The sequence below is a fragment of the Cupriavidus sp. UME77 genome, from assembly GCF_014170355.1.
GTDB classification, from domain to species: domain Bacteria; phylum Pseudomonadota; class Gammaproteobacteria; order Burkholderiales; family Burkholderiaceae; genus Cupriavidus; species Cupriavidus basilensis.
In genome coordinates, this window is the sequence record NZ_LZZU01000073.1 from 18,734 (window position 1) to 44,746 (window position 26,013).

25 protein-coding genes and 1 tRNA gene are annotated in these 26,013 nt (G+C 64.1%); 7 read left to right on the top strand and 19 right to left on the bottom strand.

All coding sequences use genetic code 11. The annotated features are described in order from the left end of the window. Positions 1–316: 316 nt before the first annotated feature. On the bottom strand, positions 317–1,135 hold the full coding sequence (proC, locus tag A9975_RS28835) for a pyrroline-5-carboxylate reductase (protein WP_183035715.1): 819 nt from the start codon (positions 1,133–1,135) through the stop codon (positions 317–319). 98 nt (positions 1,136–1,233) lie between these two features. Here proC and A9975_RS28840 point away from each other — a divergent pair, with 98 nt between their 5' ends. Next, positions 1,234–2,124 carry an IclR family transcriptional regulator gene (locus A9975_RS28840; protein ID WP_220810931.1) on the top strand — a complete coding sequence of 297 codons (891 nt, stop codon included), beginning with the start codon at positions 1,234–1,236 and terminating at the stop codon, positions 2,122–2,124. Positions 2,125–2,188: 64 nt separating this feature from the next. On the opposite strand, the gene dapA is transcribed toward A9975_RS28840, so the two are convergent. The 6 genes from dapA to dhaL all read right to left on the bottom strand — a co-directional run bounded on the left by dapA (position 2,189) and on the right by dhaL (position 11,061). After that, on the bottom strand, positions 2,189–3,091 hold the full coding sequence (dapA, locus tag A9975_RS28845; RefSeq protein WP_183035716.1) for a 4-hydroxy-tetrahydrodipicolinate synthase: 903 nt from the start codon (positions 3,089–3,091) through the stop codon (positions 2,189–2,191). A gap of 75 nt (positions 3,092–3,166) precedes the next feature. Next, positions 3,167–4,951: an ABC transporter permease subunit gene (locus A9975_RS28850; RefSeq protein ID WP_183035736.1), complete on the bottom strand. Its 1,785-nt coding sequence runs from the start codon at positions 4,949–4,951 to the stop codon at positions 3,167–3,169. An 18-nt stretch (positions 4,952–4,969) separates the two neighbouring features. Next, the gene (locus A9975_RS28855) at positions 4,970–6,091 is read right to left on the bottom strand and encodes an ABC transporter ATP-binding protein (protein WP_183035717.1); all 1,122 of its coding nucleotides are present in this window, start codon (positions 6,089–6,091) and stop codon (positions 4,970–4,972) included. Positions 6,092–6,144: 53 nt separating this feature from the next. Beyond that, positions 6,145–7,233, bottom strand: coding sequence for an ABC transporter substrate-binding protein (locus tag A9975_RS28860; RefSeq protein ID WP_183035718.1), 1,089 nt, complete (start codon positions 7,231–7,233; stop codon positions 6,145–6,147). 60 nt (positions 7,234–7,293) lie between these two features. Continuing rightward, positions 7,294–8,706, bottom strand: coding sequence for an FAD-binding oxidoreductase (locus A9975_RS28865; RefSeq protein WP_183035737.1), 1,413 nt, complete (start codon positions 8,704–8,706; stop codon positions 7,294–7,296). Between the two features lie 642 nt (positions 8,707–9,348). Next, positions 9,349–11,061, bottom strand: coding sequence for a dihydroxyacetone kinase subunit DhaL (gene dhaL, locus A9975_RS28870; protein ID WP_183035719.1), 1,713 nt, complete (start codon positions 11,059–11,061; stop codon positions 9,349–9,351). A gap of 227 nt (positions 11,062–11,288) precedes the next feature. Between dhaL and A9975_RS28875 the strand changes: the two genes are divergently transcribed. From A9975_RS28875 to A9975_RS28895, 5 genes are all read left to right on the top strand, one after another. After that, positions 11,289–11,603: a metalloregulator ArsR/SmtB family transcription factor gene (locus A9975_RS28875; RefSeq protein WP_183035720.1), complete on the top strand. Its 315-nt coding sequence runs from the start codon at positions 11,289–11,291 to the stop codon at positions 11,601–11,603. Further along, positions 11,600–11,959: an SRPBCC domain-containing protein gene (locus A9975_RS28880; protein WP_183035721.1), complete on the top strand. Its 360-nt coding sequence runs from the start codon at positions 11,600–11,602 to the stop codon at positions 11,957–11,959. The genes A9975_RS28875 and A9975_RS28880 overlap by 4 nt, the downstream gene beginning before the upstream one ends. A gap of 45 nt (positions 11,960–12,004) precedes the next feature. After that, positions 12,005–12,616, top strand: coding sequence for an ATP-dependent Clp protease proteolytic subunit (locus tag A9975_RS28885; protein WP_183035722.1), 612 nt, complete (start codon positions 12,005–12,007; stop codon positions 12,614–12,616). 71 nt (positions 12,617–12,687) lie between these two features. Beyond that, positions 12,688–13,155 (top strand): hypothetical protein, encoded by a 468-nt coding sequence (locus tag A9975_RS28890; protein WP_183035723.1) that lies wholly within the window; start codon positions 12,688–12,690, stop codon positions 13,153–13,155. A 28-nt stretch (positions 13,156–13,183) separates the two neighbouring features. Continuing rightward, positions 13,184–13,579 (top strand): hypothetical protein, encoded by a 396-nt coding sequence (locus tag A9975_RS28895; protein ID WP_183035724.1) that lies wholly within the window; start codon positions 13,184–13,186, stop codon positions 13,577–13,579. A 21-nt stretch (positions 13,580–13,600) separates the two neighbouring features. On the opposite strand, the gene A9975_RS28900 is transcribed toward A9975_RS28895, so the two are convergent. The 4 genes from A9975_RS28900 to A9975_RS28915 are packed head-to-tail and all read right to left on the bottom strand — an operon-like array spanning position 13,601 to position 18,679. Next, entirely contained in the window at positions 13,601–14,302 is a 702-nt protein-coding gene (locus A9975_RS28900) for a DUF2894 domain-containing protein (protein WP_370565718.1), read from the bottom strand. Further along, the gene (locus tag A9975_RS28905; RefSeq protein WP_183035725.1) at positions 14,295–14,942 is read right to left on the bottom strand and encodes an OmpA family protein; all 648 of its coding nucleotides are present in this window, start codon (positions 14,940–14,942) and stop codon (positions 14,295–14,297) included. Before A9975_RS28905 ends, A9975_RS28900 begins: the two co-directional genes overlap by 8 nt. Then, positions 14,939–17,926: a DUF802 domain-containing protein gene (locus tag A9975_RS28910; protein WP_183035726.1), complete on the bottom strand. Its 2,988-nt coding sequence runs from the start codon at positions 17,924–17,926 to the stop codon at positions 14,939–14,941. Before A9975_RS28910 ends, A9975_RS28905 begins: the two co-directional genes overlap by 4 nt. A 9-nt stretch (positions 17,927–17,935) precedes the next feature. Then, positions 17,936–18,679: a DUF3348 domain-containing protein gene (locus A9975_RS28915; protein WP_183035727.1), complete on the bottom strand. Its 744-nt coding sequence runs from the start codon at positions 18,677–18,679 to the stop codon at positions 17,936–17,938. A gap of 300 nt (positions 18,680–18,979) precedes the next feature. Between A9975_RS28915 and A9975_RS28920 the strand changes: the two genes are divergently transcribed. Then, positions 18,980–19,054 (top strand) — tRNA-Thr (locus A9975_RS28920). Positions 19,055–19,215: 161 nt separating this feature from the next. Here A9975_RS28920 and A9975_RS28925 read toward each other — a convergent pair. From A9975_RS28925 to A9975_RS28960, 8 genes are all read right to left on the bottom strand, one after another. Then, a complete protein-coding gene (locus A9975_RS28925; RefSeq protein ID WP_183035728.1) occupies positions 19,216–20,037 on the bottom strand; it encodes a class III extradiol ring-cleavage dioxygenase in 822 nt (273 codons plus the stop codon). 25 nt (positions 20,038–20,062) lie between these two features. Then, a complete protein-coding gene (locus tag A9975_RS28930; RefSeq protein ID WP_183035729.1) occupies positions 20,063–20,920 on the bottom strand; it encodes an IclR family transcriptional regulator in 858 nt (285 codons plus the stop codon). A gap of 48 nt (positions 20,921–20,968) precedes the next feature. Continuing rightward, the gene (locus A9975_RS28935) at positions 20,969–22,099 is read right to left on the bottom strand and encodes an FAD-dependent monooxygenase (protein WP_183035730.1); all 1,131 of its coding nucleotides are present in this window, start codon (positions 22,097–22,099) and stop codon (positions 20,969–20,971) included. Between the two features lie 340 nt (positions 22,100–22,439). Then, positions 22,440–22,637 carry a helix-turn-helix domain-containing protein gene (locus A9975_RS28940; protein WP_255503835.1) on the bottom strand — a complete coding sequence of 66 codons (198 nt, stop codon included), beginning with the start codon at positions 22,635–22,637 and terminating at the stop codon, positions 22,440–22,442. Positions 22,638–22,843: 206 nt separating this feature from the next. Then, complete coding sequence (locus A9975_RS28945) at positions 22,844–23,641, bottom strand: YdcF family protein (RefSeq protein WP_183035731.1); 798 nt, start codon at positions 23,639–23,641, stop codon at positions 22,844–22,846. A gap of 115 nt (positions 23,642–23,756) precedes the next feature. Beyond that, on the bottom strand, positions 23,757–24,251 hold the full coding sequence (locus A9975_RS28950) for a hypothetical protein (protein WP_183035732.1): 495 nt from the start codon (positions 24,249–24,251) through the stop codon (positions 23,757–23,759). Positions 24,252–24,400: 149 nt separating this feature from the next. Then, positions 24,401–25,021 (bottom strand): PolC-type DNA polymerase III, encoded by a 621-nt coding sequence (locus A9975_RS28955; RefSeq protein ID WP_183035733.1) that lies wholly within the window; start codon positions 25,019–25,021, stop codon positions 24,401–24,403. A gap of 53 nt (positions 25,022–25,074) precedes the next feature. Then, positions 25,075–26,013, bottom strand: a 939-nt coding sequence (locus A9975_RS28960; RefSeq protein WP_370565723.1) for an oxygenase MpaB family protein, incomplete at its 5' end; no start/stop codon positions are given.

Consider the following 26,013-nt stretch of genomic DNA (forward strand, 5'->3'; position numbering starts at 1 on the left):
ATTCAGCACGGGAGTGCAGGTCAAGCCGCAGCAGGATTGCCGACACGTTGCGAGTGGGTTTCCTTTAGTTCTGGTTAATTGCTATATAATTACATCAATTGAAATTCTCTGGGCGCGGTGCTGTGTATTGAACGCAGCTCGATTTCCGAAGTTCGAGAAATCTCCTCCAGCTGGCATCCAGGCGCCATCACTTATGGACATCCATCCACTCTCGTCCCATGCGGGACGGTCCCGCGAGTCCGCGCTTGGCAGCCATGGCGCTGCGCCAGCCGGGCCGAGTGCCACTGGCCCACAAGGATCGAGAGACTGCGCTGGACTAGTTGGCACGAGCTCCGAGTTCGACACTGCGGCGCGCAGCGGCCAGGATCGCGTCGACAAACACCGCCTTCAGGTTGTTGTGATCCATGGCGTCAATTCCGGCGGCCGTGGTGCCGCCCGGCGACGTCACTCTCTGGCGCAGCATAGTGACTGCCTCGCTGCTGCCCCGCGCCAGCGCCGAGGCGCCGAAAAACGTCTGGCGCGCGAGTGCGGCGCCTTGCCAGGCGGGCAGCCCCATTTTTTCCGCGGCCTGTTCCATGGCCTCGATAAAGTAGAAGACATAGGCGGGACCACTGCCGGACAGTGCGGTGATGGCATCCAGTTGGTCTTCATGCTCCACCCATGTCACCTGTCCGACAGCACTGGCAATGGTATCTGCGATCTTCCGGTCGGCTGACGACAGCGTCTTCGCCGATGCCATCCCGGTCATGCCTTGGCCAATGAGCGCGGGGGTGTTGGGCATCGCGCGTACCAGGCGCGGGCAGCCACCAAGCCAGTTTGCCAGCGCCGCCAGCCTGATGCCTGCTGCCACGCTGATCACAAGCGAATCGACAAGGCATCCATGTAAGGATTCACAGACTTCGCGCATGACCTGTGGCTTGACGGCAAGGACCACGACGTCGGTGTCGTTCAGCGTCCGATCCGCGGCGGGCAGCGTATGCAGACCGTACTCCCTGGTCAGGCGCTCCCGCAGGTCGTCTGCAGGATCAACCACAGTGATGTTCCTAGCGTCAGCGCCGTTGGCGAGAACCCCGGCAATGATGGCACTGGCCATATTGCCGCCACCGACGAAAACTACCTTGAGCTTGTTTAGCATTTCATCTCCAACCTCATTTGAATCACGTTTGCATCACCCGAGCGAATGGCAATCGCCTCCACGCGCGCCATGCCCTGCCGTACGCGTGAGCACCTAACATGACAGGATCGACAGTGGAACCAAAATCAATTCGCACCCGCAAGCAAGCAGGCACGGGCAGCGAAGACCCGCTCGCAAGCAAAGATAAACAGCAGGACAAACAGCCGGATCCCACCGATTCGGCGCTGTTTGTCGGCTCGACCGCTAAGACCTTCCGCGTACTGCATGCATTTGACGGACCGATTCGGCACATGACCTTGGCCGACATCGCGAAAGCCGCGCAGCTCGACCGCAGCGCGACGCAACGCATCGTCTACACACTGGAAACGCTGGGCTACCTGCGCCGCATCGCCGAGACCAAGACCTATGGCCTCACGCCGAAGCTCCTGCAGTTTTCCTTCAATTACGTGCGTGCCAACGAGTTGATCGATAAGGCGCTGCCTTACCTGCAGGATATCAACCGCACTGTCGGCGAGACGACCAACCTGCAGGAGCTGGATGGTCACGAGATCGTGTTCGTCGCACGCTTCCTGAGCCGGCATCTTGTCAATATGGACATTGCGGTGGGCAGCCGCCTGCCCGCGTTCTGCACCTCCTCCGGCACGGCGATCCTGTCGCGCCTGCCAGAGGACGAGTGCGACGCAATCCTGACGGCGGTCGAGCGCGTTGCCATTACGCCGTACACGGAGGTTCACCTCGGCAAACTGCGCCGACGCATCCAGCAGGCCGCAGAAAAAGGTTATGCGATCATTGCCAACGAGACGGTGATGGGCGATATCTCCGTGGCAGCCCCCATCCTGGATCACCGTGGCCGTCCCGTTGCCGCTATCAATATCTCGGTACCCACTTCCCGCTGGACACCCGATAAGGTGGAGTCCGAACTCGCCAAGCACGTGCAGGTAGCTGCGACCTCTGTCTCCAAATCCAAGTTCACCGAATACGGGCGGTAAGCCGCTGCCCGCGGCGGGGGCGCTCCCGGGCCACCGGCCGGGCATGCGCCGCCTTCGCGCTGCGTCAAGCGTATTCGTAGTCCTTCAGCAAGCGCTCGAACTGCTCGCGCAAGCGGGCGCTGGTCTGCGCCGCGGCCGGCAACAACGGCTCCAGCAGCTCGGGGGCGTCGACCCCGATCGCTTGCAGCACGGACTTCATCGGCCCCGGATTGGTTTCCGCAAAGACCAGATCGATAAACGGCATCAACTGGCGGTGCATCAGCAGGGCTTCCTGCAGATTCCCGCCACGCACGAGCTCCATGATGCGGCGCCAGGTCTTGGGCAGCATGGTAGCGGTGCTGAGCACGCCGCCGCGAGCACCAGCGGAGATGTGCAGCGGGAACAGGGTGTCTTCGCCGCTCAGGAGGGAGAAGCTCGCGTCGATGCCGGCCGCGGTCTTGAGGAAATGATAAAGATCCGGGTTGCACGCCTTCATGCCGATGATGCGCTCGTGCCTCGACAGTTCATGGATGACCGTGGGATCGATCGCGATTCGGGTGCGATACGGAATCTCATAGAGCAGGACTGGCAGCGGCGACTCGTCGGCAAACCGCATGAAGTAGTCGCGGATGCCTTGCTGCGTGGGATTCGTATAGTAAGGCGTCACCACCATCACGGCATCCACGCCAACGGCGGCGAAATCGCGCGCGGCATCCAGCCCGTCGCGCAGGCCCGGCGTTAGCACGCCGGCCACGACCGGCATCCTTCCGGCAACGTGCGTGGTGGTCACCTCCGCCATGTGCACGCGCTCGCGCTGCGACAATGAACCGAATTCGCCCGTGCCACCCAGCGGCACCACGCCGTCCGCGCCCTGGCGGATCAGGTAGTCGAGCAAGGCGCGGGTGGCGCCCTCGTGGACGGCGCCGTCGTGCTGGACCGGCGTGGGAATGGCGGCAAAAATGCCTTGCACTTGCTTGGAGTCAATCATCGTCTTGTAGGAGAGAGGCCGCACTGGCGACTGGTTATTCAATAAAAATAGATAGCTAGGAAGAATTGGCCCGCTTCAGTGGTCCGCGCTGCGCCTGCGCAGCCGGTCCGCGGCCATGATCACCACGGCAATAAAGACGAACAGCAGGCTAGACACCGCAGCGATCGTGGGCGAGACGCTCAGTATCACTTCGTCCCAGAATTGCTTGGGCAAGGTCGAATCCAGGCCGCCGGTCACGAACAGCGCGATGGTCAGTTCGTCGAACGACGTCACGAAGGCAAACAGGAACGACGACAGCAGACCCGCCCCGAGGATCGGGAACGTGACGTAACGCATCGTCTGCCAGGGGCGTGCGCCGAGGCTCTGCGCGGCCTGGTCCAGGCGCGTGTCGTAGTTCTTCAGAACGGCCATCATGGTCATCACCACATAGGGGATTGCCACGACGGTATGCCCGAGGATCAGACCGGCTGCGGAGCCAACGAGGTTGAGCCTGGAGAAGAAGTAAAAGATGCCAACCGCCGTGATCATCCGGGGCACGATGATGGGCAGCAGGATGAACGCCAGCAATGCAGCCTTCCACCGGATGTTCGAGCGCACCAGCAGGAATGCCGTGGGCGTGCCGATCAGCATGGCGAGAAATCCCGTGCCCGCCCCGACAATCAGGGAGCGCACCGTGGCTTGCATCCAGGTGGGAGATTCCCATACCTCGTTGTACCACTGCAGCGAGAATCCACGCGGCGGCCAGTCAAGGCCGCTGCCGCCAGTAAACGAGATCGGGATCATCAGCAGCGCAGGCAAGGTCAGGAAGGCAAGAATCAGGATCACCACCATCCACAGCATCTTGCTGCCGCCTTCTTCGGCACCCGCCGCCGCACGCAAACGGCGCGGCAGCAAACGGCCCAGGCTGTCGGACAATGTGGCCAGCACGCCCAGCAACTGGTAACCGGCGCGCCGCAGCGGGCCGCGGGTAGCGGAACTCCGGCCAGCCGGCGCGGAGCCGCTGCCGGCCAGGGTCGACAGGCCAACCAGCTTGTCATAGACCACGAACACAATCAGGGCGGCAACCAGCAACAGCATCGAGATGGCACCAGCAAAGCCCCAGTTCATGGTTTGCTGGACCTGGTCGATGATGAGTTGCGTGATCATGGTTTCGCGGCGGCCGCCCAGCAGGGCCGGGGTGATGAAGAAGCCAAGCGACGTCACGAAGACCATAATGCCCGCCGCCGCCACGCCCGGCATGGACAGGGGGAAATAGACCAGCCAGAACGCCGTGCCGGGCCGTGCGCCCAGGGTCAGCGCTGCGCGCGGCAGGCGCCGGTCGATGTTCTCCATCACGGAGATCATCGTCAGGATGGCCAGCGGCATCATGGCGTGCACCATGCCGACCATCACGGCACCGAAGTTGTAGAGCAGATCAGCGGGCGCGTCGGTCACGCCGGCGGCTTTCAGCAACTGGTTGAGTACACCGTTGCGGCCCAGCAGCACGATCCAGGAGAACATGCGGACCAGGAAGCTGGTCCAGAACGGCAACAGGATCCAGAAAAGCAGCGAGCTCTTCGCCCGTGCGCCCGCTGCCGATGTCAGGTAGGCCACCGGATAAGCGCCGACGATCGCCAGCAAGGTGGTCCAGCCGGCAATTTTCAGGGTGATCCACAGTACGTCGAGATAGACGGACGAATGGAACAGGCGTGCGTACAGTTCGAGCGAAAGACGGCCATCCACCGACACGCTCATCCAGATCAGCTGCCCGACCGGGAACACCAGCATGATCAGCAGGAACAGGACGGTAGGCGCGCCGAGGAGGAAATCGCGGTGCCAGGCCGGCCGGCGCTTGGCAGCCGGCGTCGCGGCCGCGCTCATGACTTGAGTGACCATGGCTTACTCCGGAATCGCAACGGCATCTTCGGCCTGCCAGCTCACCGTGAGCGTGTCGCCGGGATGGTGGCGGCCAAGGCCGCCGCGGGTCAGTTCGGCCACTACCAGTGGCTGCTCGCCCGGCAGGACGAGGTAGGACTTGGTCACGCCGCCCGTTACCACGATATCCGTCAGCCGCGCCGACAGCGTATTGGGCGCGCCCTGCGTACCGGAAACATGGAGGTTCTGCGGACGGATCATCACCTTGGCCCGGTCTCCGGGCCGGAAAGTGGCGCCGTTGGCCAGTACCTGGCCGCGCGCGGGCAGCCCAATGAAGCTGACATCCAGCAAGCTGCCGTTTACTGCATCCACCGTGGCCGGGAGCAGGTTGGACTCGCCGAGGAAATCGGCCACGAAGGTGGTGTGGGGACGGAAGTAAAGATCCGCCGGGCTGCCGAGCTGCTCGATCTTGCCGCCATTCATCAGGCAGATACGATCGGACATCGTCATGGCCTCCTCCTGGTCGTGCGTCACGTACACGATGGTGGTGCCGAGTTCGCGGTGGATACGCTTGATTTCAAGCTGCATCTGGTCCCGCAGCTTCTTGTCGAGCGCGCCCAGCGGCTCGTCCATCAGGATGATTGAAGGACGGTAGACCATGCAGCGCGCCAGCGCGATCCGCTGTTGCTGGCCACCCGAGAGTTCCTTGGGCAGGCGATGCGCCACGTGCGGCAGGTGCACGAGATCGAGCACGCGGCTGACCTCCCGCTCCGCCTGCCGTGCCGGCATTTTGCGCATCTTCAGCGGAAAGCCGATGTTCTCGGCAATCGTCATGTGCGGGAACAGCGCATAGTTCTGGAACACCATGCCGATGTCCCGCTCATAGGGCGCCCCGAAGGTAACGTCAGCACCGTTGATGCGAATGCTGCCGGCATCCGGTTGCGACAAACCGGCGATCAGGCTCAGCAGCGTCGTCTTGCCCGACCCTGAGGGCCCGAGCAGCGTCAGGAACTCGCCTTCCGGCACCGAGAGATCGGTGGGCGCGAGCGCGATGAAATCGCCATAACGCTTGGATAGCTGCTTGGTCTGCAGTTTCTGCAGCTTAGTCTGTGTCTGTGTCTGTGTCTGTGTCTGTGTCTGTGTCATTTGTGGCATCACGCCCACCTTTTCTTGATATTGCCGAGGTCAAAGCGCGCGCTTCACTTCAGGATCCAGGCATTGAACTTCTCGAGCACAGCCCCCTGGTTCTTGACCCAGTAGCTGGCATCGATTTTTACGCCACGCTTGATGTTGTCGGGATACGTGGGCAGCGTCACGGCATGCTTGGCATCGATGTACTTGAAGGCGTCCGGATGCGTGACGCCGGCTGCCAGGTATTGCGTGAGCTGCGCCTGGCGCTTGGGGTCAGAGGCAAACTTGATGAACTCGCGGCAGGCCGCTGCGTTGGGCGAACCTTTCAGGATGGTCCAGCTGTCGACGCCCCAGAGGTGCTGGTCCCAGCAGATCCCTACCGGCGCGCCGGCATCCATGGCGGCCTGGGCGCGGGAGATCCATGTGGCGACCAAGTCCACTTCGCCGGATTTGAGCATCTGCTCGACCTGCGCACCGCCACTCCACCAGACCGCGACATTTGACTTCACCTTGTCGAGGCTATGCAGCGCGCGATCCACGTCGCAGGGATATACCGACCCGTTCGCGACACCGTCCGCCATCAGTGCCTCCTCGATTGTGTCGAACGGATGCTTGCGCAGCGCGCGGCGGCCGGGGAAGTCCTGCACGTTCCACATGTCTTTCCATTGCGTGGGCGCCTTGCGTCCCTTGAACGCCTCGGTACGGTAGGCCAGTACGGTCGTGTACACGTTGGTACCAACACCGAACGGCGACATGTATTGCGCGGGGATGCCAGCCACGACAGGATCGGCGCCCAGCCCATGTTTTTCGAGGTAGTCCTTGCCGTCGGTGGTCAGCACCTCGATTGCGGGCTGGCTGATCGAAGCCATGTCCCAGCTGTAATTCTTGGCATCCACCATGGTGCGGATCTGCGCGGTGGGCTCTGCGTTGGAGGGCACACCGACAACCTGGATGCCGGTAGCCTTGGTGAACGGCTTGTAGAACACCTCGCCATACGCCTTGGCAAAGACACCGCCCGAGTCGCGCACTACGATGCGCTGCGAGGCCGCCTTGGCTGATGTCCAGATGGCCGGCATGGCAAGTGCGGCAGTGCTGGCGGTCAGCAATTTGAAGGCGTCGCGACGCGAAGGATTGCTTGGCTTGTCGGCGTTGCTCATGGCTGTACTCCTACTGGGATGGGGGTCGTGAGAGAAAAGGGGGGAACGGTGCCGTGAAGATCAGGGAATCAGCTTGCCCGGGTTGAACAGGCCGAGCGGATCGAACGCACGCTTGACCGTACGCATCATGTCGAGCTCGACGTCGCTTTTGTAGTGGCGCATTTCCGCCAGCAGGGTCCGGCCCACGCCATGCTCCGCGCTGAAGGTGCCGTTCAATTCGGCGGCGACGTCGTGCCCGGCGCGGCGCACCGCGGCGGCGGTGCTCGCCTGGTCAGGCAGGGCCTGCCAGGTGTCAAATGCAAAGAACGGGATGAAATGAATATTGCCGTCGCCAAGATGGCCCACTACCACCACGCGCGCATCGAAGTTCGCTTCAATCGCGCGGGTAGCTTGCTCGATAAACGCAGGCACCTTCGACACGGGCACGGCGGTATCCAACGTCAGGCCAATACCAGCCTTCTTGTTGCCCTCCGACACGCTATGCCGCAGCTTCCACATGGCTTCGCGCTGGGTGGAGTTGGCGGCGATCGCCGCGTCGGTGATCAGTCCCAGTTCCAGGCCCTTCTCCAGCGTGGCCTCGAGCGCGTCTTGCAACCGTGCGTCGTCGCAAGTATCACTTAGCTCGACGAGCAAATGCCACGGGTGCGCTTGCGCCAGCGGGGCATGCTGGCCCGGGACGTGCTCCAGCACGATGTCGAGCTGGCTCGCATTCATCAGTTCGAAGGCAGATAGCTGTGCGCCACATGCGGCCTGGAACAGGCCCAGCAGCTTCAGAGCTGCATCAACGTCGACAGGCGCGACCCAGGACATGGCATGCGCACCAGGCAGCGGGTGCAGCTTCAGCGTGGCCGCGGTGATGATGCCCAGGGTGCCTTCCGCGCCGATGAACATCTGCTTGAGATCAAGCCCCGTGTTGTCCTTGCGCAGCGTGCGCAGGCCGCGCCAGATGCGTCCGTCCGGCAGTACGACTTCCAGCCCGAGCACATTCTCGCGGGTATTGCCGTAACGAAGGACGCCGGTGCCGCCGGCATTGGTGGCAATGTTGCCACCGATCTGGCAGGAACCTTCCGCCCCCAGGCTGATAGGGAAGAACCGGCCCGCCTCGATCGCAGCGGCCTGGATTTCCGCGAGCACGCAACCGGCCTCCACCTCCATGGAGTTATCGGCCGGATCGATGCGCACAATGCGACGCATGCGCGAGAGATTGATGATGACGCAGTTGCCCTGCTCGTACGGTACCGCGCCGCCGCTCAGGCTGGTATTGCCACCCTGGGGCAGGACCGCCACGCCAGCGGCAACACAGGCCTTCACCAGTTCGGAAACCTGCTCCGTATCACGTGGTAGCGCAACGCAAAGCGCCTTGCCCGTATAGCGGCCGCGCCAGTCGCTGACATAACCGGCTAGATCGCCGCTCTCAGTGAGCAGCCCCGTCGCACCAACGATCTTGCCCAAGGTATCCAGCAACAGCTTCATCATGAGTTTTTCCGTTGACTGTCAGCCCGCGACAGCGCGGGTCGGTAGGCAGAGAATAGTTCCTTGATGTGTGTATCGCAATCTAAGTAATCGATATGCAATTAATGTAGGGTATTTACTTAAACGCAAACAGACGTGCACCATCGGCGACAAAGCTCGCGCCGTCTTGGTGCATGAGTATCGAAGCCGGTGCGGCGTTTCCATGAGGATTTCGCGGCGTCCAAAGCCTTGACGACTTCCCGCGGGGCGCTGAGTAGCCTGCACAATTGACCCGGAGGCGGAGTGGAGTGCGGGCGCGCGCGAGCGTTATTAAGGGATGACGGGGATTTGCGATTACGCTCTGCCGCCGATTATGCCCAGCTCGTCGACCAACGATCGCAGGCGCGCTGGAATGCCGGCGATGAGGCTGCGCATAATCAGAGCGCTGTAGGAAGGCGAGCACGCTGTCGGAAGGCTTGAAACGGAACGTAGCTGCCTCGGCCGGCGCCAGTTTCTCAAGAGCCCGTCCCTTGGCGGCCAGATCGGCATCGATGTAGACGTGAGTTATTTCGATGCTCTCGTTCCCGAGACTTCCATTGAAGTCCGCGGGTCTTTGAAAAAAGGGGCCTCGGCCCCTTTTTCATTCCAACGGCCGCAACGGCACTATGTTTCCAGGGCCGAGGCGATGGCATTCGTCCATACGCCAATAGCAAAAGCGCCAGGGTCCACATGCCCGAGCGCGCGTTCTCCGATGTAGGACGAGCGGCCTTTCAGCGGCATCATGTTGCGCGTCGCTTCCGCGCCGCCCAAGGCTGCCTTCACTACCTGAGCCGCGGCATGCAATGCGCTCTGACCTTCCTCCTGCGAGCGCAACGCGAGGGCCGCAGGCAGCAGGGCATCGAGCATCGTCCTGTCACCGGCTCCAGCGCCACCGAGCTTGACCATGCCGTCGCAGCCTGCCTGCAGCGCTTCGGCCCAGGCGGAAATCGAGGTGAGGCTTGTGCTGGTCGAAAGGGCAACGCCGGCACGCAGGACAAAGACCGCGTACAACGGGCCGGAAGTTCCCCCCAGGACCCGACGCAGGATGCCCGATATCTGCTGCAGGGCAATGGCTGGCCGATCCAGGGCGAGGGTATCGAGTGCGTCGTCGATCGCGCGTGCGCCTCGGGCGAGACTGATGCCGATGTCGCCATCGCCGACGACAGAGTCCAACTCGGTCAGGATCTCCTCGTTTTGCTGCAGGGCTTGGGTGACGGACTGCAGGACGCGCCTGAACACCTGGGCGTTGGCCGCAGGCCAGGTAGCGCCCTGGGTTGCAATTTGTTCCGCCGCTTTATCGCAAGACTGCCTGGACACTTTAGCCGCGGGAACGGTCATGCCATGCCAGGCGGTGGCGCTGGCGGGGGCGTCGAGGCGCGCCAGCATCGAATCGTCGACCCGCATGAGGGAGATCGAACAGCCGGCCATTTCCAACGCGGTAAGAAAGGTGCCGACCATCGCAGCCTCCACCTTGATACCGTGCGCAGCACATCCCAGCAGGACCTGGCGCGTGACAATGTCCAATTCTTGCGCTGGCGTAGCGCCGAGGTTATTGACCATCAGCGCTACACGATCGCCGGCCTTCAATCGGCCTTGCTCGATGATCCGTTCCAAAAGAACGTTGACCATGTCGTCCGCCCGCTGGATAGGGCCACGACGCACACCGCTCTCGCCGTGAATGCCGAGCCCATATTCGACTTCGTTGTCTTCCATCTTGAAGCCCGGCTTTCCGGCGGCAGGCACCGTACAGGCGCTTAGCCCCAGCCCCATGCTGAACAAGCCGGCGGCTGCCTGTTGCGCCTCGGCCCTGACTTCCATGAGCGATAGACCGGCTTCGGCCGCGGCACCTGCGACCTTATGAATGAAGACCGTGCCGGCAATGCCGCGGCGGCCCACCAGGCCACCGTTGTCGTTCAGGGCAACATCATCGCCCACCACCAGCATCTCGACCTTCACGCCGAGCGTCCTGGCAATCTCTGCTGCCAGTCCGAAGTTAAGGCGATCGCCTGTGTAGTTCTTCACGATCAAAAGCACGCCAGCCGGGCCAGCGACAGTCATGATGGCGTTGAGAACGGCGTCCACGCTGGGCGAGGTGAATACCGGCCCGGCAACGGCAGCAGTCAGCATGCCGCTGCCTACGTAACCCCCGTGGGCAGGTTCGTGGCCGGCGCCGCCGCCCGAAATGATGCTCACCTTGTTGGCAGCAGCGAGCGTCCGGAAGTCTTTACGAACGACAGTGTTCTCGCCTTCCAGCAGCGTCAGCCGGTGGTCGGCCAACACAACGCCCTCAAGCATTTCGTCGACCACTGAAAGCGGGTCATTGATCAGTTTCTTCATCGTGATGTTCCCTTTCGCCTGAATCCGTCGCCAGGGTGGCTGGCTGGGCACCGCCAAGGCATTCGTCCGGCGACGCTGCCTGCCACGGTGACAATTTCTTATAGTAAGCGGAATCAACTGGCCGAGGCTGAATGTGCAGCTACGCGCGTCGAGGGGTATCGGAGAAATACCGCGCATCAATATTCGGCGTGCTTGCGATTCAGATAAGTATACGCTAATGTATTGTCATGATTGAAAACGACATCTTCAAGGCGCTGGCCGACCCGACCCGCCGCACGATCTTCGAGAAGCTGGCGGCTGGCAGCATGAACGCAAGTGCCTTGCGGCAAGGCATGGAGATCAGCCAGTCGGCCATGTCCCAGCACCTTTCGGTTCTGCGCAACGCAAGGCTGGTGCGTGAAGAGCGGCAAGGCCGTTTCGTGAATTACGAGGTCAACCCGGAGGGCTTGGCGCTCATCGCCGGCTGGCTGGCGAAGTATCGCGCCTACTGGCCGGCGCGCGTCGACACGTTGAAGGCTTTGCTGAAGGACATGGACCAATGAACGACATGCAAACCGAAGGGCAGATGACGGACCTGGTGCTCGAATACGAACTCGACGCGCCGCCTGAGAAAGTCTGGCGGGCAATCAGCATCCCCGCGTTTCGCGAGAAATGGCTGCCCCAGGGAGCATTGGCGGATGCCGAGCCGGTTTCTTCGACGCCGGACGAGGAAATTCGCTACAGGATGCGGGACGAAGCGCCGCCTTTCCTCGAAAGCACAGTGACGTTTCGGCTCAGGCCCAATGCCGTTGACGGCACCGTGCTTAGCATCATCCACGTGCTGGAAGACGCTCGGCTAGAGCGCCACGCGCAGACGGCCGCGAACGACGGCTGGCCCTACCTCATGCGCGCCGCCTGACGCCTCGCGCCAACAACCGCAAATCTGGAATACAGGAGTTCGCCAATGCGCGAAATGATGCAACTCGTCCCTACGGTCGTTGAGCAATCCAGCCGGGGAGAACGGTCCTTCGACATCTACTCGCGGCTTCTGCGCGAGCGGATTGTCTTCCTGAACGGTGAGGTCAACGATGCGGTATCCGCATTGGTCTGTGCACAGCTCCTGTTCCTGGAAGCCGAGAATCCAGCGAAGCCCATCCATCTCTACATCAATTCGCCCGGCGGGGTCATTACAAGCGGCCTTGCCATGTACGACACCATGCGATACATCAAAGCGCCGGTGCATACGCTGTGCATGGGAACCGCGCGTTCCATGGGCTCGTTTCTGCTGATGGCGGGTGAGCCCGGCGAAAGGGCGGCGCTCCCCAATGCGAGTCTGCACGTCCATCAGCCGCTGGGCGGCTTTCAGGGGCAGGCGTCGGATTTCCTCATTCATGCCGAGGAGATGCAGCGGACCAAGCAGCGTGTCACCCGGCTCTATGCCGAACATTGCGGGCGCACCTACGAGGAGGTCGAGCGCACCCTTGACAGAGACCGGTACATGACATCGGAACAAGCGCTGGAATGGGGGCTGATCGACCGCGTCCTCACGCAACGGGAGCCGACATTGCTGCGGTGAACGAGCGAGCCGAGCTTCCTGGCGCCGGCCAGGAGAACTCTGATCTTGATGGGGGAAGGCGACAGGCGTGATTGCGGCCTGTAAACTGGCGGCGCGATGCGTGGGTATCGCTTGACGACCATTTGCGTGATCCTGGGCTGGCGCGCTTCTTCGCGTACTCCTTCGCGCGCGCAGGTGCGAGGCAGCCCGGCCGCGCGACAATGGCGCTGCGGGGAACGCATCAGCCAGACACTCAACGGAGAGTAGACATCGAAGACATCGCGTTTGGCATCGGCCTGCTTGTGGGGGGCATCTCCGCGGCCGTCGGGAGCGTGCGGCTGCGCTCTGCAATATGGCGCGTGGTATTGCCAGCCAGCATGGCAATCGCTGCATTTGCCGCGGCGACCATCTGGGGGCGGCCGTACTCGGGCCTTCTGGTTTTATTCATCAGCGTGGCCACCGGCAGTGGCTATCTGATTGGCATGCTGGCAACGCTTTTCACGCGGCGCAGGCTTGCGAAGCGCCGCCAATCGCCGCCAATCGCCACGGGCAAAGACTAGATAGACGACCAAGCAGACAGATCAAGCCATGCCAAGCGTTTCATTCTCCATCCGTTTTCTATTTGCCTGCTGTCTTCTGGTCGCGACATCCAATCACGTGCGGGCAGGTTTTCAACATGGCTTTCTCTGGGACTACGGCTATGGGAATGGCGCGTACTGGGCCAGCCGGGTGTTCTGGGGAGCGCTGACGATTGTCGATCCCTTGGCGGCACTGCTTCTTTTCATCAAACCAAGGGCGGGCATTGCTCTTACCGCGGCAATCATCATTGTCGACGTCGTTCACAACACGTTTTACGTCGCATTGAATCGGCAATGGCTCGAGCCGTTCTATCTTTCGCAGGTGGCGTTCCTTCTGGCGGTGCTGTTCCTCGCGCCTGTGGCGTGGCATCGTACGGCTCGCCGGGACGAACTAAGCCGATATTGACCCGCCGTCCTCCAAACTGCGCTAGCGTGGCCTGCCGCGAGCGCTCGGCTTGGTGCTCCCTGCGCGAGGCGCGTCTTTACCCGCCGTGACACTGCCGCCGTTCATCTGCTCCATCCACGACAAGGCGTCGACGTACGACAAGAACTGGTGGAGATATTCAGGCGATAGTTCGCGCATCAGGGAAAGCGAGCGATGCACGAGGCGGCTCGAATTGAGCGGGCCGGCGTTATCGGGCACTTGCTCCAGCGACTGCCGCAACCGTCGATCGGTGCTGACCCTGGACCAGGTTTCCCGGAAGTAGTCGAGCACCTCCATGTCCGGTAAGGATGCACGCCGGGGCACGCCTGCGATCGCTGAGGGGACGCCGCGATCCGACGGCGTCCGGATGGCGATGTAGTTGACCAGTCCGGCAAGCGGCCCGCGAGGAGGAGCGCCTGGCAATGCTGTGCCGCCGACATTGCCGTTCTTGCTGTCTTTGCAACCGGCACTTTCAAGATCACCGGCATAGGCCTCGAGTAGTTTGGCCAGCCTGGCGTCCAGGATGTGTCGCGCATTGCCGCTGTGGGCGGCCGCGCGCCGGGCCAGCGCCTCGATGAGTCGAAAGCGGACAGGATTCAGGCGATCGGCACCACGTGCGCGCCAAGCGTCGAGCGTGGCAAGGGCGTCGCGGATGTTGCCACCAATCTCGTCACCAATCTCGCCGCCTATTTCGCCACTAATCACGCGGCTTCCCCGTTTCGTTGGACGGCCTTGGGATTGGCGCGATTTCCACGCGCCGGTTCTTGGCCCGTCCCTCGTCGTTGGCGTTCGAGGTCACGGGCTGCTCGGCGCCGAAGGCGGCCGCAAACACGGAGGAGGGCGGGACGCCTTCATCGATCAACGCGCGGGTTACCGTCAACGCGCGCTGGGCCGACAGCTCCCAGTTGTCGGCAAAGCGGCGGTTGGCCTCGCGCACCTGGCGGTCGTCGGTGAATCCGCTCACCATCAGGATCTCCTCGCGGGCCTGGAGGTAAGCGGACAGCGGCGCGGCCAGGCTCTTCAACACCTCCCGGCCTTCGGGCTGCAATTGATCGGAGTTGAGGGCAAACAACACGCTGCCCTTGATGCCGATGCGCCCGTTGACCAGCGTCACCCGGCCCGCAGCCAGCGGGCCAGCCAGCGCTTGCTCAAGGGCCTCGCGGCGATGCTTCTCCACCTGCCGCTGCTTGACCTCCTCCTCCAGCCTGGTCGAGAGTTCCAGTTGCACGCCGATGACGCTCACCAGGATCAGCACAAAGGCGCCCAGCAGTACCGACATCAGGTCGCCGAAGACGGCCCAGATTGGCACGGTCGGCTCCACGCCGGCGTCGATCTCCTCGCTCATGCCGCTTCGGCGCTGGCGGGCGCCCGCTGTCCTGCGAGATGTTGCAGGTTTTCGACGATCTGCTTCTGCGACAGCATGCTCAGGTCGATGACTTCCCTGGCCTGTGCGACGTAATAGGCAAGCTGTTCGTCGCTACGCGCGACGGACTTGTCCAGCGCGGCTTCGATGCGCTGCAGGTGAGCCACCAGCTTGTCGTTCGACTCGCCGAACAGCTGCACCGCCATGCCGAAGGCTTCGCCCAGGCTTGCCACCTCGACAGCGCTGCCGGTGACCTGCGCGGCGACAGCCTCCAGCTTTCCGGCTTCAGCCTCGACCTTGTCGGTGAAGCGGGTGCCAACACGATCCAGCAGATCCGCCGTCGTGCCCACCAGCGCGTCGACGGCCGTGCGCTGCTCGGTGGAGGCATGGTTCACGGCATCGAGCAGGGTTTCCAGCGTTTGCAGCAAGCGGCCGCGCTCCTCCAGCATCGCGTTGTCGCGGACCATGCTGTCCGATAGCTTCTGGCGCAGTTCGCCAATGACGTCGGCGGCCGCCTTGGGGGCTTCCGAAGCGGCTTGTACGAGCCGGGCGATCTCGGCGATGGTGTTGCTGGCGTGCGCCTGCGTCTGGGCCGAGATGTCGCGCGCGGTTTGCGCCAGCGTGTCGCAGACTTCCTGCTGCCGGCTGGCGTTGTGCGTGCCCGCCTGCTCCCACTCCTGGCGCAGCGTTGCGGCCATCGTGCCGAGCGTATCGGTCCAGGCCGCCAGCCGCTGCTGGTCCCGGGCAGCCAGTTCCGCTTGCAGGTCCGCATGCGACTGGCCCACGGTGCGCACCAGCGACGCCGAGTGCTGCTCGAACGTGGCCGCGGCCGCCGCCAGGGCGTGCTGGTTGTCGCCCGCCAGTTTTTCGCTGACGCGTTCGTGCCGGGATAGCGCGTTGTGCCACGCTTCCGACATGCCGCTTGTCGCGGTTTCCAGGCGGACGGAGACGCTTTCGAGCAGCTTGGGGGCCGCCGAAGCGGCTTGCACGAGCCGGTCGATCTCGGCGACGGTGTTGCTGGCGTGCGCCTGCGTCTGGGCCGAGATGTCGCGCGCGGTTTGCGCCAGCGTGTCGCAGACTTCCTGCTGCCGGCTGACGTTTTGCGTGCCTGCCTGCTCCCACTCCTGGCGCAGCGTTGCGGCCATCGTGCCGAGCGTATCGGTCCAGGCCGCCAGCCGCTGCTGGTCTCGCGCAGCCAGTTCCGCTTGCAGGTCCGCATGCGACTGGCCTACCGTGCGTACCAGCGACGCCGAGTGCTGCTCGAACGTGGCCGCGGCCGCCGCCAGGGCGTGTTGGTTGTCGCCCGCCAGTTTTTCGCTGACGCGTTCGTGCTGGGAGAGCGCGTTGTTCCACGCTTCCGACATGCCGCTTGTCGCGGTTTCCAGGCGGACGGAGACGCTTTCGAGCAGCTTTGGGGCCGCCGAAGCGGCTTGCACGAGCCGGTCGATCTCGGCGAGGGTGTTGCTGGCGTGTGCTTGCGTCTGGGCGGAAATGTCGCGCACGTTCTGCGCCAGCGCGTCACAGATTTCCTGCTGCCGGCTTGCAGTGTGCGCGCCCGTCAGTTCCCACTCCTTGCGCAGCGTCGCTGCCAGCGTGCCGAGCGTATCGGCCCAGGCCGCCAGCCGCTGCTGGTCCCGCGCTGCCAGTTCCGCTTGCAGGTCCGCATGCGACTGGCCTACCGTGCGAACGAGTGCCGTCGATTGCTGCGCCAGGCTCGCCGCGGCCGCTGCCAGAGCGTCTTGATTGTCGCCCGCCATTTTCTGGCTGACGCGTTCGTGCTGGGAGAGCGCGTTGTTCCAGGCTGCCGACAGGCTGCCGGTCGTGGCTTCCAGGCGGGTGGAGACGCCCTCCAGCAGGCCAGCGGAGCGTTGCTCGAAGGTGTCGGTGAACCGGGAGAGCGAGGTGCGCAGGTCCTGGGTAAGCGCTTCGCTCGATCGCTGGTGCCCCGCCAGCGCATCGTTCCAGATGCCGGCCACGGTGGTGGTGGTCGCCTCGAACCCGGTCGACAGGCCATCCAGCTGCCGCTGCACGGCCTGCGTGACGGTGTCTTGCAGCGCGGCTGTCCCGCGCGCGAGGCTCGCCATGGTGGCCTCCACTGCCGGCTGGAGCGCCGCACCGGCGGCGCGGGCGCTATCGGCAACGCTCTCCTTCAAGGATTGCTCCACGGAGGACGCCAGGCGGGTGTACGCGGCCTCGGCCTTGCCGTGGAAAGCGTCCTGGCTGGCGAGCTGGCGCTCGTGCAAGGCCACGCTTTGCTGTTCCATGGCCGCCATCATGGCCTGCAGCCGATCGACCAAGGTGGGCATCACCTCGGCCTGCCGCTGCAGGAGCTTGAAGGTTTCCTCGCGCTGGTGGGACAGCGAGTAGACGCGCAATGTCGTTGCGATCCTGGTGTCGAGCATCTGCACCGCTTGTGTCCGCTCGCGGCGGCACAATGTCGAAAGCAGCCCCAGCATCGCGGAGGTGGCCACGCCCGCGACCGAAGTGCCGAATGCAAATCCCAGGCCCTTGACCGGCGCGGCCAGCGAGGCGCGGATGGCCTGCAAGTCCGTCGCGCTTTCCAGCGCCATGCCGGTGCCTTTCAGGGTGGCCACCATGCCCAGGAACGTACCCAGCATGCCCAGCAACACCAGCAAGCCCACCAGATACGGCGTGAGCGACGGCCCCGGCAAGCCCACGCGCTCACCTTCGATGCGCAGGCGCGTCGCATTGCGCAGGCTCGCAGGCAACAGCGCCAGCCAGGCATCCAGGCTGGCCGGCGGCTCGGACAGGCCAGCTATGGCCCGCGCCAAGGTGGACGTGGCCTGGTGATAGCGCCGCAGCTCGAGTGCGCCTGCCACATAGCAGGCGCCGATCAGCATGGTGACAGCCAGCGCCAGGGTGTTCGAGCCGGCGTAGCCGACACCGATCCAGCACACCGCGGCCAGACCGGCCAGAAAAACAGCGAAATTAAGATATCTGGACATGGCGTCCTGTTAGCTGGAGCGAAGAGCGGCAAGCAGCCCTTCGACCGGTTGAAAACGAATATCCAGTTCGGCAAGCAGTACGCTGCGCATATCCCTGCGGAACACGTCCAGCCATGCGCCGGACGTGACCGCCGCGGGCTCGCCCGAGGCCTGGGCGTCGGCCAGCATTGCCTGCTCGGCCTGGCGCAAGCGCACGAAGTGACCTTCCAGCAATGCGGGCACGCCACCAAGCAGGCTGCGCTCGCGCGCACCCAGTGCCTCCTCCATGACGGCATCCACCGCTGCGAGCTGCGACAGGGCGGGCGTCCTGGCGGCCAGCATCGCCCGCAGGCGGCCGCGCAAGCTGCCGATATCGGTCTCCATCGCCTGCTGCATCGAGAGATAACGCTGACGATAAGTCGCGTAATCGACCGCTGCATCCATGGAATCTCCCTGGGCAGGCGCTTGCGGTTGCCCGCGCCGCTTGGCGGAGGCAACTGCGCCATCGCCTGCGATGGCATTCGCCAGCGCGGTTCGCACACGGTCGCAAGCAAGCGCCTCGGCGCTGCCGAAGGCGCGCGCGCCGGGGGCTACCGACGGCGGGTTGCCGTTCAGGGCCGTGGACAGTGCGATGGCGTCGGCCCAGCCGAGCCACTGGCTCAGTCGGTCCGAGAGCGATTGTCTGGGTTCGGGAACATCGACGTGCGCAAGGCGCGCAAGCAAGCGAATGAGCGTCGGGCCGCTGCAACCTGTGTGCTGTGGAGCTTGCACCATACCGGCTGAATCAAAAACCCTGCAGTTTACACGCCAGCGAGGGGTGGACCTACCGCATTTCGCTTTGAATTGCGAATACCCACGCAGAGTCACATCGGAATCACATACCGCGAGATATTTCGGCCGGAACAGAGATGGAAACTTTCGCGATTAAGGGGTTGCCGAGCAGGGTCGATTAGTCCATAATGCAGTCCATTGATTCGGCGGGGAACTCAAAAAATTCCTTAAAAATCAATGGGTTAGAGTGATTTTTGGTGGTAAGAATAAAGCGGTAAGGTAGTAAAGCAACGCGTAATCGTTGCCCATGTGGCTCAGTGGTAGAGCACTCCCTTGGTAAGGGAGAGGTCGGCAGTTCGATCCTGCCCATGGGCACCATGTCTTTTCCCCAGGTCCCCAGGTTCGCGTTCTTCGCGCGGACTCATCAAGCTAGCTGGCGCCGACAAGCTGTTCCTCCCGGCCCACGCCACTTTCGCCAATGCGGAATCACCGCACCGGCTGCCTTCAAGTATCAAGCTTCTCGTTCCTCGTTTCAGGTTTCAGCTTCCCCCGAACATAAAGCTCGACACGGTGATGCCGCCGGCGAAGTCGTCTTCGTGGTAGACGCGCGTGGCAATGTCGTCTTCGGCTGCGCCCACGGCGACCATCAATGGCAACAAGTGCTCTTCTCGCGGATGGGCCTGCCGGGCGGCGGGCGCGCTTTCCCAGCCCGTTAGCGCGGCAGTGCGCTGCGCTGGGGTGGTTGTCGTCAGCGCTTGCTGGAGCCAGGCATCGAATGCGGCCGATGGCGCTTTCCCAGCGGGGCCGAATGCGCGCAGGTTGTGGTAGCTCAGCCCGCTGCCCACGATGAGGATGCCTTCGTGGCGCAGCGGCGCCAACGCTCGCCCGAGTGCGAGATGCGTTTGCGGATCGAGCCCGCGCTTGAGCGAGAGCTGCACGGTCGGCATATCGGCTTCGGGATAGATGGCGGCCATCGGCGCAAACATGCCATGGTCGAAGCCGCGCAGCGGATCGAGCCGCGCGGCCAGGCCAGCGTTCTCTAGCAAGCCTTGCACGCGCGCGGCGAGCTGCGGTGCGCCCGGTGCCGCGTACTGAATCTGGTAGGTGTAATCCGGGAAACCGTAGTAGTCATAGATCATGGGCGGCTTCGGGTTGGCCATGACCGTGAATTCCGGCTCTTCCCAGTGCGCTGAAATCATCAGGACGGCCTTGGGCGCAATGCCCGTGCGTTGCACCAATCGGGGCATCTGCTGCAGCGCGGCCTTGAGCTTGTCATAGCGGCCGCCCATCTGGTCTTCCATCCAGGGCCAGGGCCCGCCGCCGTGCGAGATGAAGAATGTAGGGAGTGCAGGCGTTGTCATCCGGGCTTCTCCTGTTGACGTGGTGTCAGTGTGGGCGGCGCTGCCCGGCGGCATAGCCGAGCAGGCCGGACAAATCGGATGCGGCGCGCTTGACCTCGCGCTCCACGCGTTCGCGAAGATCGGGGTCGCGCTCGAAACGAATGTCCGGGCCGGCCACGCTGATGGCAGCCACGGTGGCGCCGCTGGCGTCGAACACGGGTGCCGCGCAAGAGTCGATGCCGGGCTCGAACGCAGAGAAGCTCCAGGCGCAGCCGCGCTCGCGGTCGGCAGCGAGGATGTCGCCCAGGCGGGCATACGTGGCCGGGCTTTGCCCGGTGACGGTCGCGAGCGGTTCCTCGCCGAGCCGCTCGCGCAACGTATCTTCCGGCAGGCCGGCAATCAGCATGCGGCCGGGCGTGGTGAGGTGCGCCGGCACCCGGCTGCCAACCTGGATATTGCTGACCAGCGAGGTCTGCGGCATATCGCGCAGCAGGTAGAGCACGTCGCCGCCATCCAGCACGCCGAGATAGGCGGAGAGCCGCAGCGATTCGCTCAGGGTGGCCAGCACGCGCCGCGCAAAGACGGTGAGATCCTTGCCTGCCAGCACCTTTGCGCCCAGCTTGAGCAGAGCGAAGCCCGCCTGGTGGCCGCCCTGCGGCAGCCGCTCCACCATGCCTTCGTGCTCCAGCGTGGCGAGCAGGCGCATCACGGTGACGCGGTTCACGTCGATGCGCCGGCCGACTTCGCTCAGGTTGGTGGTGGAGCCGCCTTCGGCGATAAAGCGCAGCAACCGCATGGCGCGGATCACCGGGCTGACCAGTTGCGTCTTGTCTTCGTCGCCGCCGGGATCGGCGGCATCGCTTGCGTCGGGCACGGGCTGGTTCAGCTTGGGGTTCTTGCTCATCGGTTCCGTGGAAGGGTGGGCGGCGAGGTCAGCCTGCGGACTTGGTGCTTAGCCCAGGGCTACCTGCCAGGCGTTGTAATCGTACACCCAGTCCGCGTTGCCACCCTCCTTGAGCCAGGCGTTGCTGCGCGAGCCGATCTGGATGCGGCTGGTGCGCTCAAAGCGCGCGGCCCGGTAGCGTGCGAGCGCATTGGGGACGTCGTCGCCATTGGCTTGGGCCAGGCAGCGCGCCAGTACCACGCCATCCTCGATGGCCATGCCGGCACCTTGCGCCATGAAGGGCATCATCGGGTGGCAGGCGTCGCCCATCAGCACGACATTGCCGGCTGACCAGGCGGGCAGCGGGTCGCGTACGTAGAGCGCGGAGATCAGCACGTCGTCACAGGCATCAAGCAGCGCGCGTGCTTCGGCATGGAAGCCAGCGTAGGCTGCGCGCACGTCTTCCACACGGCCCGGCGTGGTCCAGGACTCGTTGCGCCAGGCTTCCTGCGCCACCGTGGCGAAGATAAAGATCTCGCGGCCACGGTTGAGGGGGAAGGTGACGATCTGCGAGGTCGCCTCCGGGCCCCACCACTTGGTGAAGGCCTGCAGGTTCGGCACGCCGGCAAGGCGCTCGGCGGGCACCACGGCGCGGTAAGCCACCACGCCGGTGAAGACCGGATGCTCGGGCCCGAACAGCGCGGTGCGCACGGCCGAGTGGATGCCGTCGGCACCGATCAGCACATCCACATCTTCCTGCGTGCCATCGGCGAAATGCAGCGTGGCGCCCGCCGCATGCCGCTCGATCCGCGTCGCCTTCTTGCCCAGCTTGACGCAAGCCGCCGGCAGGGCGGCTTCCAGCGCGCTCATCAGGTCGCCGCGGTGCATGGTGAGCTGCGGCGCGCCGTAGCGGATCTCCGCCTCGTCGGACATGGCCAGCCGCGAGGTCTCCTCGCCAGTGTTCCATACCCGGCTGATGCGGTGGCTAGGCCGAGCGGCGGTCTCGCGCAATGCCTCGCCCACGCCCAGGCCATCCAGCGCGCGTACGGCATTGGGCGTGAGATTGATGTCCGCGCCGACCCGCGCGAAGCGCGAGGCCTGCTCGAACACCACCACGTCCTTCCCGAGCTTGCGCAGCGCAATCGCCGCGGCGAGTCCGCCGATGCCGGCGCCGTTGATGCCAATCTTTTGTGAAGCCATGGTGCTTGTTCCTCTGGGGTCGCCTTGGTGTGGGCCCGGGTGTGCGCCTCGCTGCTCAGCGGTTGCGCTTGCCGGTGTGAATGTTCAAATATGAACGTAGTGTTCATAAAAGAATATAAAGACGGGGAGTGGATGTCAATCCGAGGGTTTACGCGGGGAGAACGAAACAAGAGGCCGCATTGCGGCCTCAGGGGGAAGGGGAGTGGGGGAGAGGGCGATGCTGAGGCCCCAGGGCATCGAGCCGGGTTTGCCGTTGTTCGCCGCCGGTCAGAGTACAAGCGCGGGCCGGTGCCCGGCTTGTTCGTGGAGTTGGACCTCCCGAGTCGGCTAGTGTTGACGCTTAGAGTTTGGCAACAGCCATCAACTCCGCGACCGTAACCTCAAGCGCAGTCGCAATTCTCAAAAGATGCATCATCCCCAGGTTTTGCCCTCCCCGCTCCACCGAGCTCATATAGGAGCGGTCGATGCCGGCCCGATGGGCAAGCTCTTCCTGGGAAAGGTCACGCCGAAGGCGGACCTCTCTGATCGCGGATCCCAACTAAACAAGAGGGGCGGCACCACCGTGCCTTGGGGAAGCTATTGGCATTTAGCAGCTTGGCGGGCAACTGGCGGTTGAGTATCTGGAGATCGAGGCAATCGCTGCCCCCTCGGCCGGAAACCGAAGCCGGCAGCTTACTGCTGAGCACCGATCACTCACGCAATTCGTCATCTCGGTCTTCCATCGTTTTCCTTGCCTCTTTCCGCTCAGAATTCACGCAATACCCAACCACTGATAAACGCAAAATACTCGCGCAGCCAGGCGTTGTAGCGCAAGTAGAGCGGCGTTGGCGCTCCTGCGCCAGTCACTGCCTGGAACCCAGCCTTATGCGCGATTCGCTTTGCGCGCACCAGATGAAAATCACTGGTCACCAGCACCAGCGGGTCTGCGGCGCTCACGCCCTGTTGCGCAAGCAACCGGTGGCTGAAGAGCAGGTTTTCCTCCGTGCTGGTGCTCTGGTCCTCCCGGATCAGGCGCTCCGCTGCCAGCCCGTGCGCGATCAGGTAGTCCGCCATGATGTCCGCCTCACTGCACCGCAGCCCGAAATCCTGGCCGCCGCTCACCACGACCCGCGCGGCCGGCCATTGCCGCGCCAGCGCCAGCCCTTTGTCCAGCCGTGCGGCCAGGGTGGGCGACGCGGCGCAATGTGGCGTGCCGGAGCCCAGTATGAGGATGGTGTTTGCCGTCGGTCCCGTGGCCGGGAAGTTCGCGTTGCTGGCGCTGATGAAATAGAAGAACATCCCTAGCGTCACCAGCCACACGGCAAACGCTGTGCGGCCCAGCGCCCAGATCCATCGGCGCCGTGGGCTGGCCGCGCGCCATCGCGCTACCCTGTCCCAGCGCCATGACAGCGCAAGAAAGGCCGCGCCGATCGCCAGAGGGAGGACGACCCCGAAGTTGAACAGCCCCATCAGCATCAGGGCGATGGCATCGGCCACCAGCAGTGCGCCAAGCAGGGCAAGGCAGGCGCGCCGCCAGAATGCGCCAGTCTTCAAGTCATGCATTGTTGTTCGGACCCATATCGATAGTCAGTCTGTTTAAGCGTGTTTAAGCGTGTTTAGGCAGGTTTCAGCGTGATGCAAGGCCAGGCGCTGGCTGCCTGGCCATGCGGCCTTCAGATCAATCGATAATGACGGGCGCGTCACCTGCGTCCAGGCAAACAGAGAGTTGCGAGCCTGCTTTGCTGAAGGCGCAATGCGGTAGCGGCGCGCGCAGCGCCTTGGCGAGGGGGATGACGATAAAGATCAGGATCAATGAGCCGGCAACCACGGACCGCACCACCATCCTTGTGCTTGATATCGGACGGCGGCGCCGTGCGCGGGCCGCTCTGACATGCAGGAATACCCCGCCAATCAGCAGCGCTACGCCGACCAGCATCGCTGCGGCAATCTCTTCCCGCTCTGGCGACAGCAACAGGTTGCCATCGTGCGTTGCGGGATAGTGCAACAGCCACCAGGCGCCCGCGCCGGTTTGCACGATCCCGGCCATGCGCCAGGCTGCGCGGTGCCCGTCCAGACGAAACGCCGTTGCCAGGAGCAAACCCGCGATCGCCGCGATCCAGGCGCCGGCATACATCATTTGATTGAAACTACCGCCAAACAGGGTGCCGCCCACGTCCAGTGGCCGCAGCCCGTGGAAGTCGATCCGGCCAAGACACGTCAGGATGCCCAGAAGGGCAATCCAGCTCAGCGCAGTGCCCAGCCATAGCCACAGCTTGGGCACAGGGTGCGTCATTGGTGCATTGCCGGCGTCCGGCCCACGCATCATCGAGCCTGGCTCTCGCCCAGCGAACGCAGGAGGGCCGGCACCTTGGCGCTGCTGGTGGCCTGCACGCGGGTGATGAGGTCGTAATCCACCCGGCGCATGCCGTAAGTCTCGGCGATATCGCGCTGCAGGCGGTGCCAGAGGTGGCAGGTCATCTGCGCGTCGGCCATGGCCCGGTGGGCGCGCCCGGCCTTCGGCAGGCGCAGCATATCCACCAGCGTCGACAACCTGTGGTTTTGCGCATGCGGGTAGACGCGCCGCGAAACGAGCATCGTGCAGGCAAAGGTCTGATCGGCCGGCATGCCCAGCAGCGAGAGCTCGGCTTGCCAGAACCGGCGGTCGAACCCCGCGTTGTGGGCCACCACGGGATGCTTGCCGACGAACTGGGCCACCTCCCGCATTACCTTCGACGCCGCGGGTGCCGACGCAATCATGTCGTTGGTGATGCCGGTAAGGTGCACGACGTCCGAGGGAATGCGTCTGCCCGCGTTCATCAGGCTTTGATACTGGTCGACGACTTCCCCGTCGCGCAGCAGCATGACTGCGATTTCCGTGGCCCGGTCGCCTTGACGCGGTGACAGTCCTGTCGTTTCAAAATCCAGAACCGCAACGGTCTGCATGTGTTCTTTTCCTGTTTCCTGTTGTTAGTGAATCGCCCGCCCGGCGTGGCGGGTCAGGACGACTGCGTCCGCGCTGCCGGTGCGGGCTGCATCGCCCGCCGCCGCGCGCGCGCCGCCAGGCCGCTGCCCAATGCCCAGCGCAACGTGGGCGCCAGCACGCGCATCCCGGCCAGCGAGACCGGACGGCGGATCGCGGTGCTGCCATGCAGCCCGAGCTCGCGCTGCGCCCAGCGCGGCAATAGCGCAATGCCAGCGTCGCCCATGACCCGCACCGCCGGCACCAGCAGCGGGCTGGCCACCGGCATGGCCATGACCAGCCGCACCACTTCGCGGGTGCGATCGCTCACCACCAGTTGAGGGCGCATGCGCTCCAGGTAGCCGGCGATGGCGTCGGCGCTGCGTGGCACGCTGGTGGCACCCAGGCGCTCGGCGATCTGTGCCACCTCCGCGTAGTAGCGGTCCTGCTCGGTGACCGAGAGCGGGCCGACGTAGCGCAGGTAGGCGGTGAGAAAGCTCGACACCTCGGCCACATGCACCCAGGTCAGCAACGCCGGATCGTCGGCCGCGTAGGGGCGGCCATCTGGTGCCGTGCCCTTGATCGCCGCGTGGATGCGCCTGACCCGGTCAATCAGCGCCAGCGCATCGGCGCGGTTGCCGTAGGTGGTGCCGGCGATGAACTGCGCGGTGCGGCCCAGGCGGCCCTGCATATCGGTGCGAAAGGTGGAATGATCCCACACTCCGGCCAACGCCAGCGGATGCATGGTCTGCATCAGCAGGGCGCTGACGCCGCCGGCCAGCATCGCGGGGAAATCCGCGTGCACGCGCCAGCAGACCGCGTCCGGCCCGAACAGGCCGGGATCCCCGGGCGGGTTGTCGTAGTCGAGGCTGAGGCCGGAGTTGCTGCGGGTCAGGCCCCGCACCTGCGCGCCGGCCCGGGCGCGCAGGCGGTCGAGCAGCCGCCGGGGGAGGGGGACGGCCCGGGGCGTGGAGGG

Coding starts and splice junctions, on each gene's coding strand:
- proC (WP_183035715.1), bottom strand. CDS start 1,135: ATGCTAAACAAGCTCAAGGTAGTTTTCGTCGGTGGCGGCAATATGGCC.
- A9975_RS28840 (WP_220810931.1), top strand. CDS start 1,234: ATGACAGGATCGACAGTGGAACCAAAATCAATTCGCACCCGCAAGCAA.
- dapA (WP_183035716.1), bottom strand. CDS start 3,091: ATGATTGACTCCAAGCAAGTGCAAGGCATTTTTGCCGCCATTCCCACG.
- A9975_RS28850 (WP_183035736.1), bottom strand. CDS start 4,951: ATGAGCGCGGCCGCGACGCCGGCTGCCAAGCGCCGGCCGGCCTGGCAC.
- A9975_RS28855 (WP_183035717.1), bottom strand. CDS start 6,091: ATGACACAGACACAGACACAGACACAGACACAGACACAGACTAAGCTG.
- A9975_RS28860 (WP_183035718.1), bottom strand. CDS start 7,233: ATGAGCAACGCCGACAAGCCAAGCAATCCTTCGCGTCGCGACGCCTTC.
- A9975_RS28865 (WP_183035737.1), bottom strand. CDS start 8,706: ATGAAGCTGTTGCTGGATACCTTGGGCAAGATCGTTGGTGCGACGGGG.
- dhaL (WP_183035719.1), bottom strand. CDS start 11,061: ATGAAGAAACTGATCAATGACCCGCTTTCAGTGGTCGACGAAATGCTT.
- A9975_RS28875 (WP_183035720.1), top strand. CDS start 11,289: ATGATTGAAAACGACATCTTCAAGGCGCTGGCCGACCCGACCCGCCGC.
- A9975_RS28880 (WP_183035721.1), top strand. CDS start 11,600: ATGAACGACATGCAAACCGAAGGGCAGATGACGGACCTGGTGCTCGAA.
- A9975_RS28885 (WP_183035722.1), top strand. CDS start 12,005: ATGCGCGAAATGATGCAACTCGTCCCTACGGTCGTTGAGCAATCCAGC.
- A9975_RS28895 (WP_183035724.1), top strand. CDS start 13,184: ATGCCAAGCGTTTCATTCTCCATCCGTTTTCTATTTGCCTGCTGTCTT.
- A9975_RS28905 (WP_183035725.1), bottom strand. CDS start 14,942: ATGAGCGAGGAGATCGACGCCGGCGTGGAGCCGACCGTGCCAATCTGG.
- A9975_RS28910 (WP_183035726.1), bottom strand. CDS start 17,926: ATGTCCAGATATCTTAATTTCGCTGTTTTTCTGGCCGGTCTGGCCGCG.
- A9975_RS28915 (WP_183035727.1), bottom strand. CDS start 18,679: ATGGTGCAAGCTCCACAGCACACAGGTTGCAGCGGCCCGACGCTCATT.
- A9975_RS28925 (WP_183035728.1), bottom strand. CDS start 20,037: ATGACAACGCCTGCACTCCCTACATTCTTCATCTCGCACGGCGGCGGG.
- A9975_RS28930 (WP_183035729.1), bottom strand. CDS start 20,920: ATGAGCAAGAACCCCAAGCTGAACCAGCCCGTGCCCGACGCAAGCGAT.
- A9975_RS28935 (WP_183035730.1), bottom strand. CDS start 22,099: ATGGCTTCACAAAAGATTGGCATCAACGGCGCCGGCATCGGCGGACTC.
- A9975_RS28945 (WP_183035731.1), bottom strand. CDS start 23,641: ATGCATGACTTGAAGACTGGCGCATTCTGGCGGCGCGCCTGCCTTGCC.
- A9975_RS28955 (WP_183035733.1), bottom strand. CDS start 25,021: ATGCAGACCGTTGCGGTTCTGGATTTTGAAACGACAGGACTGTCACCG.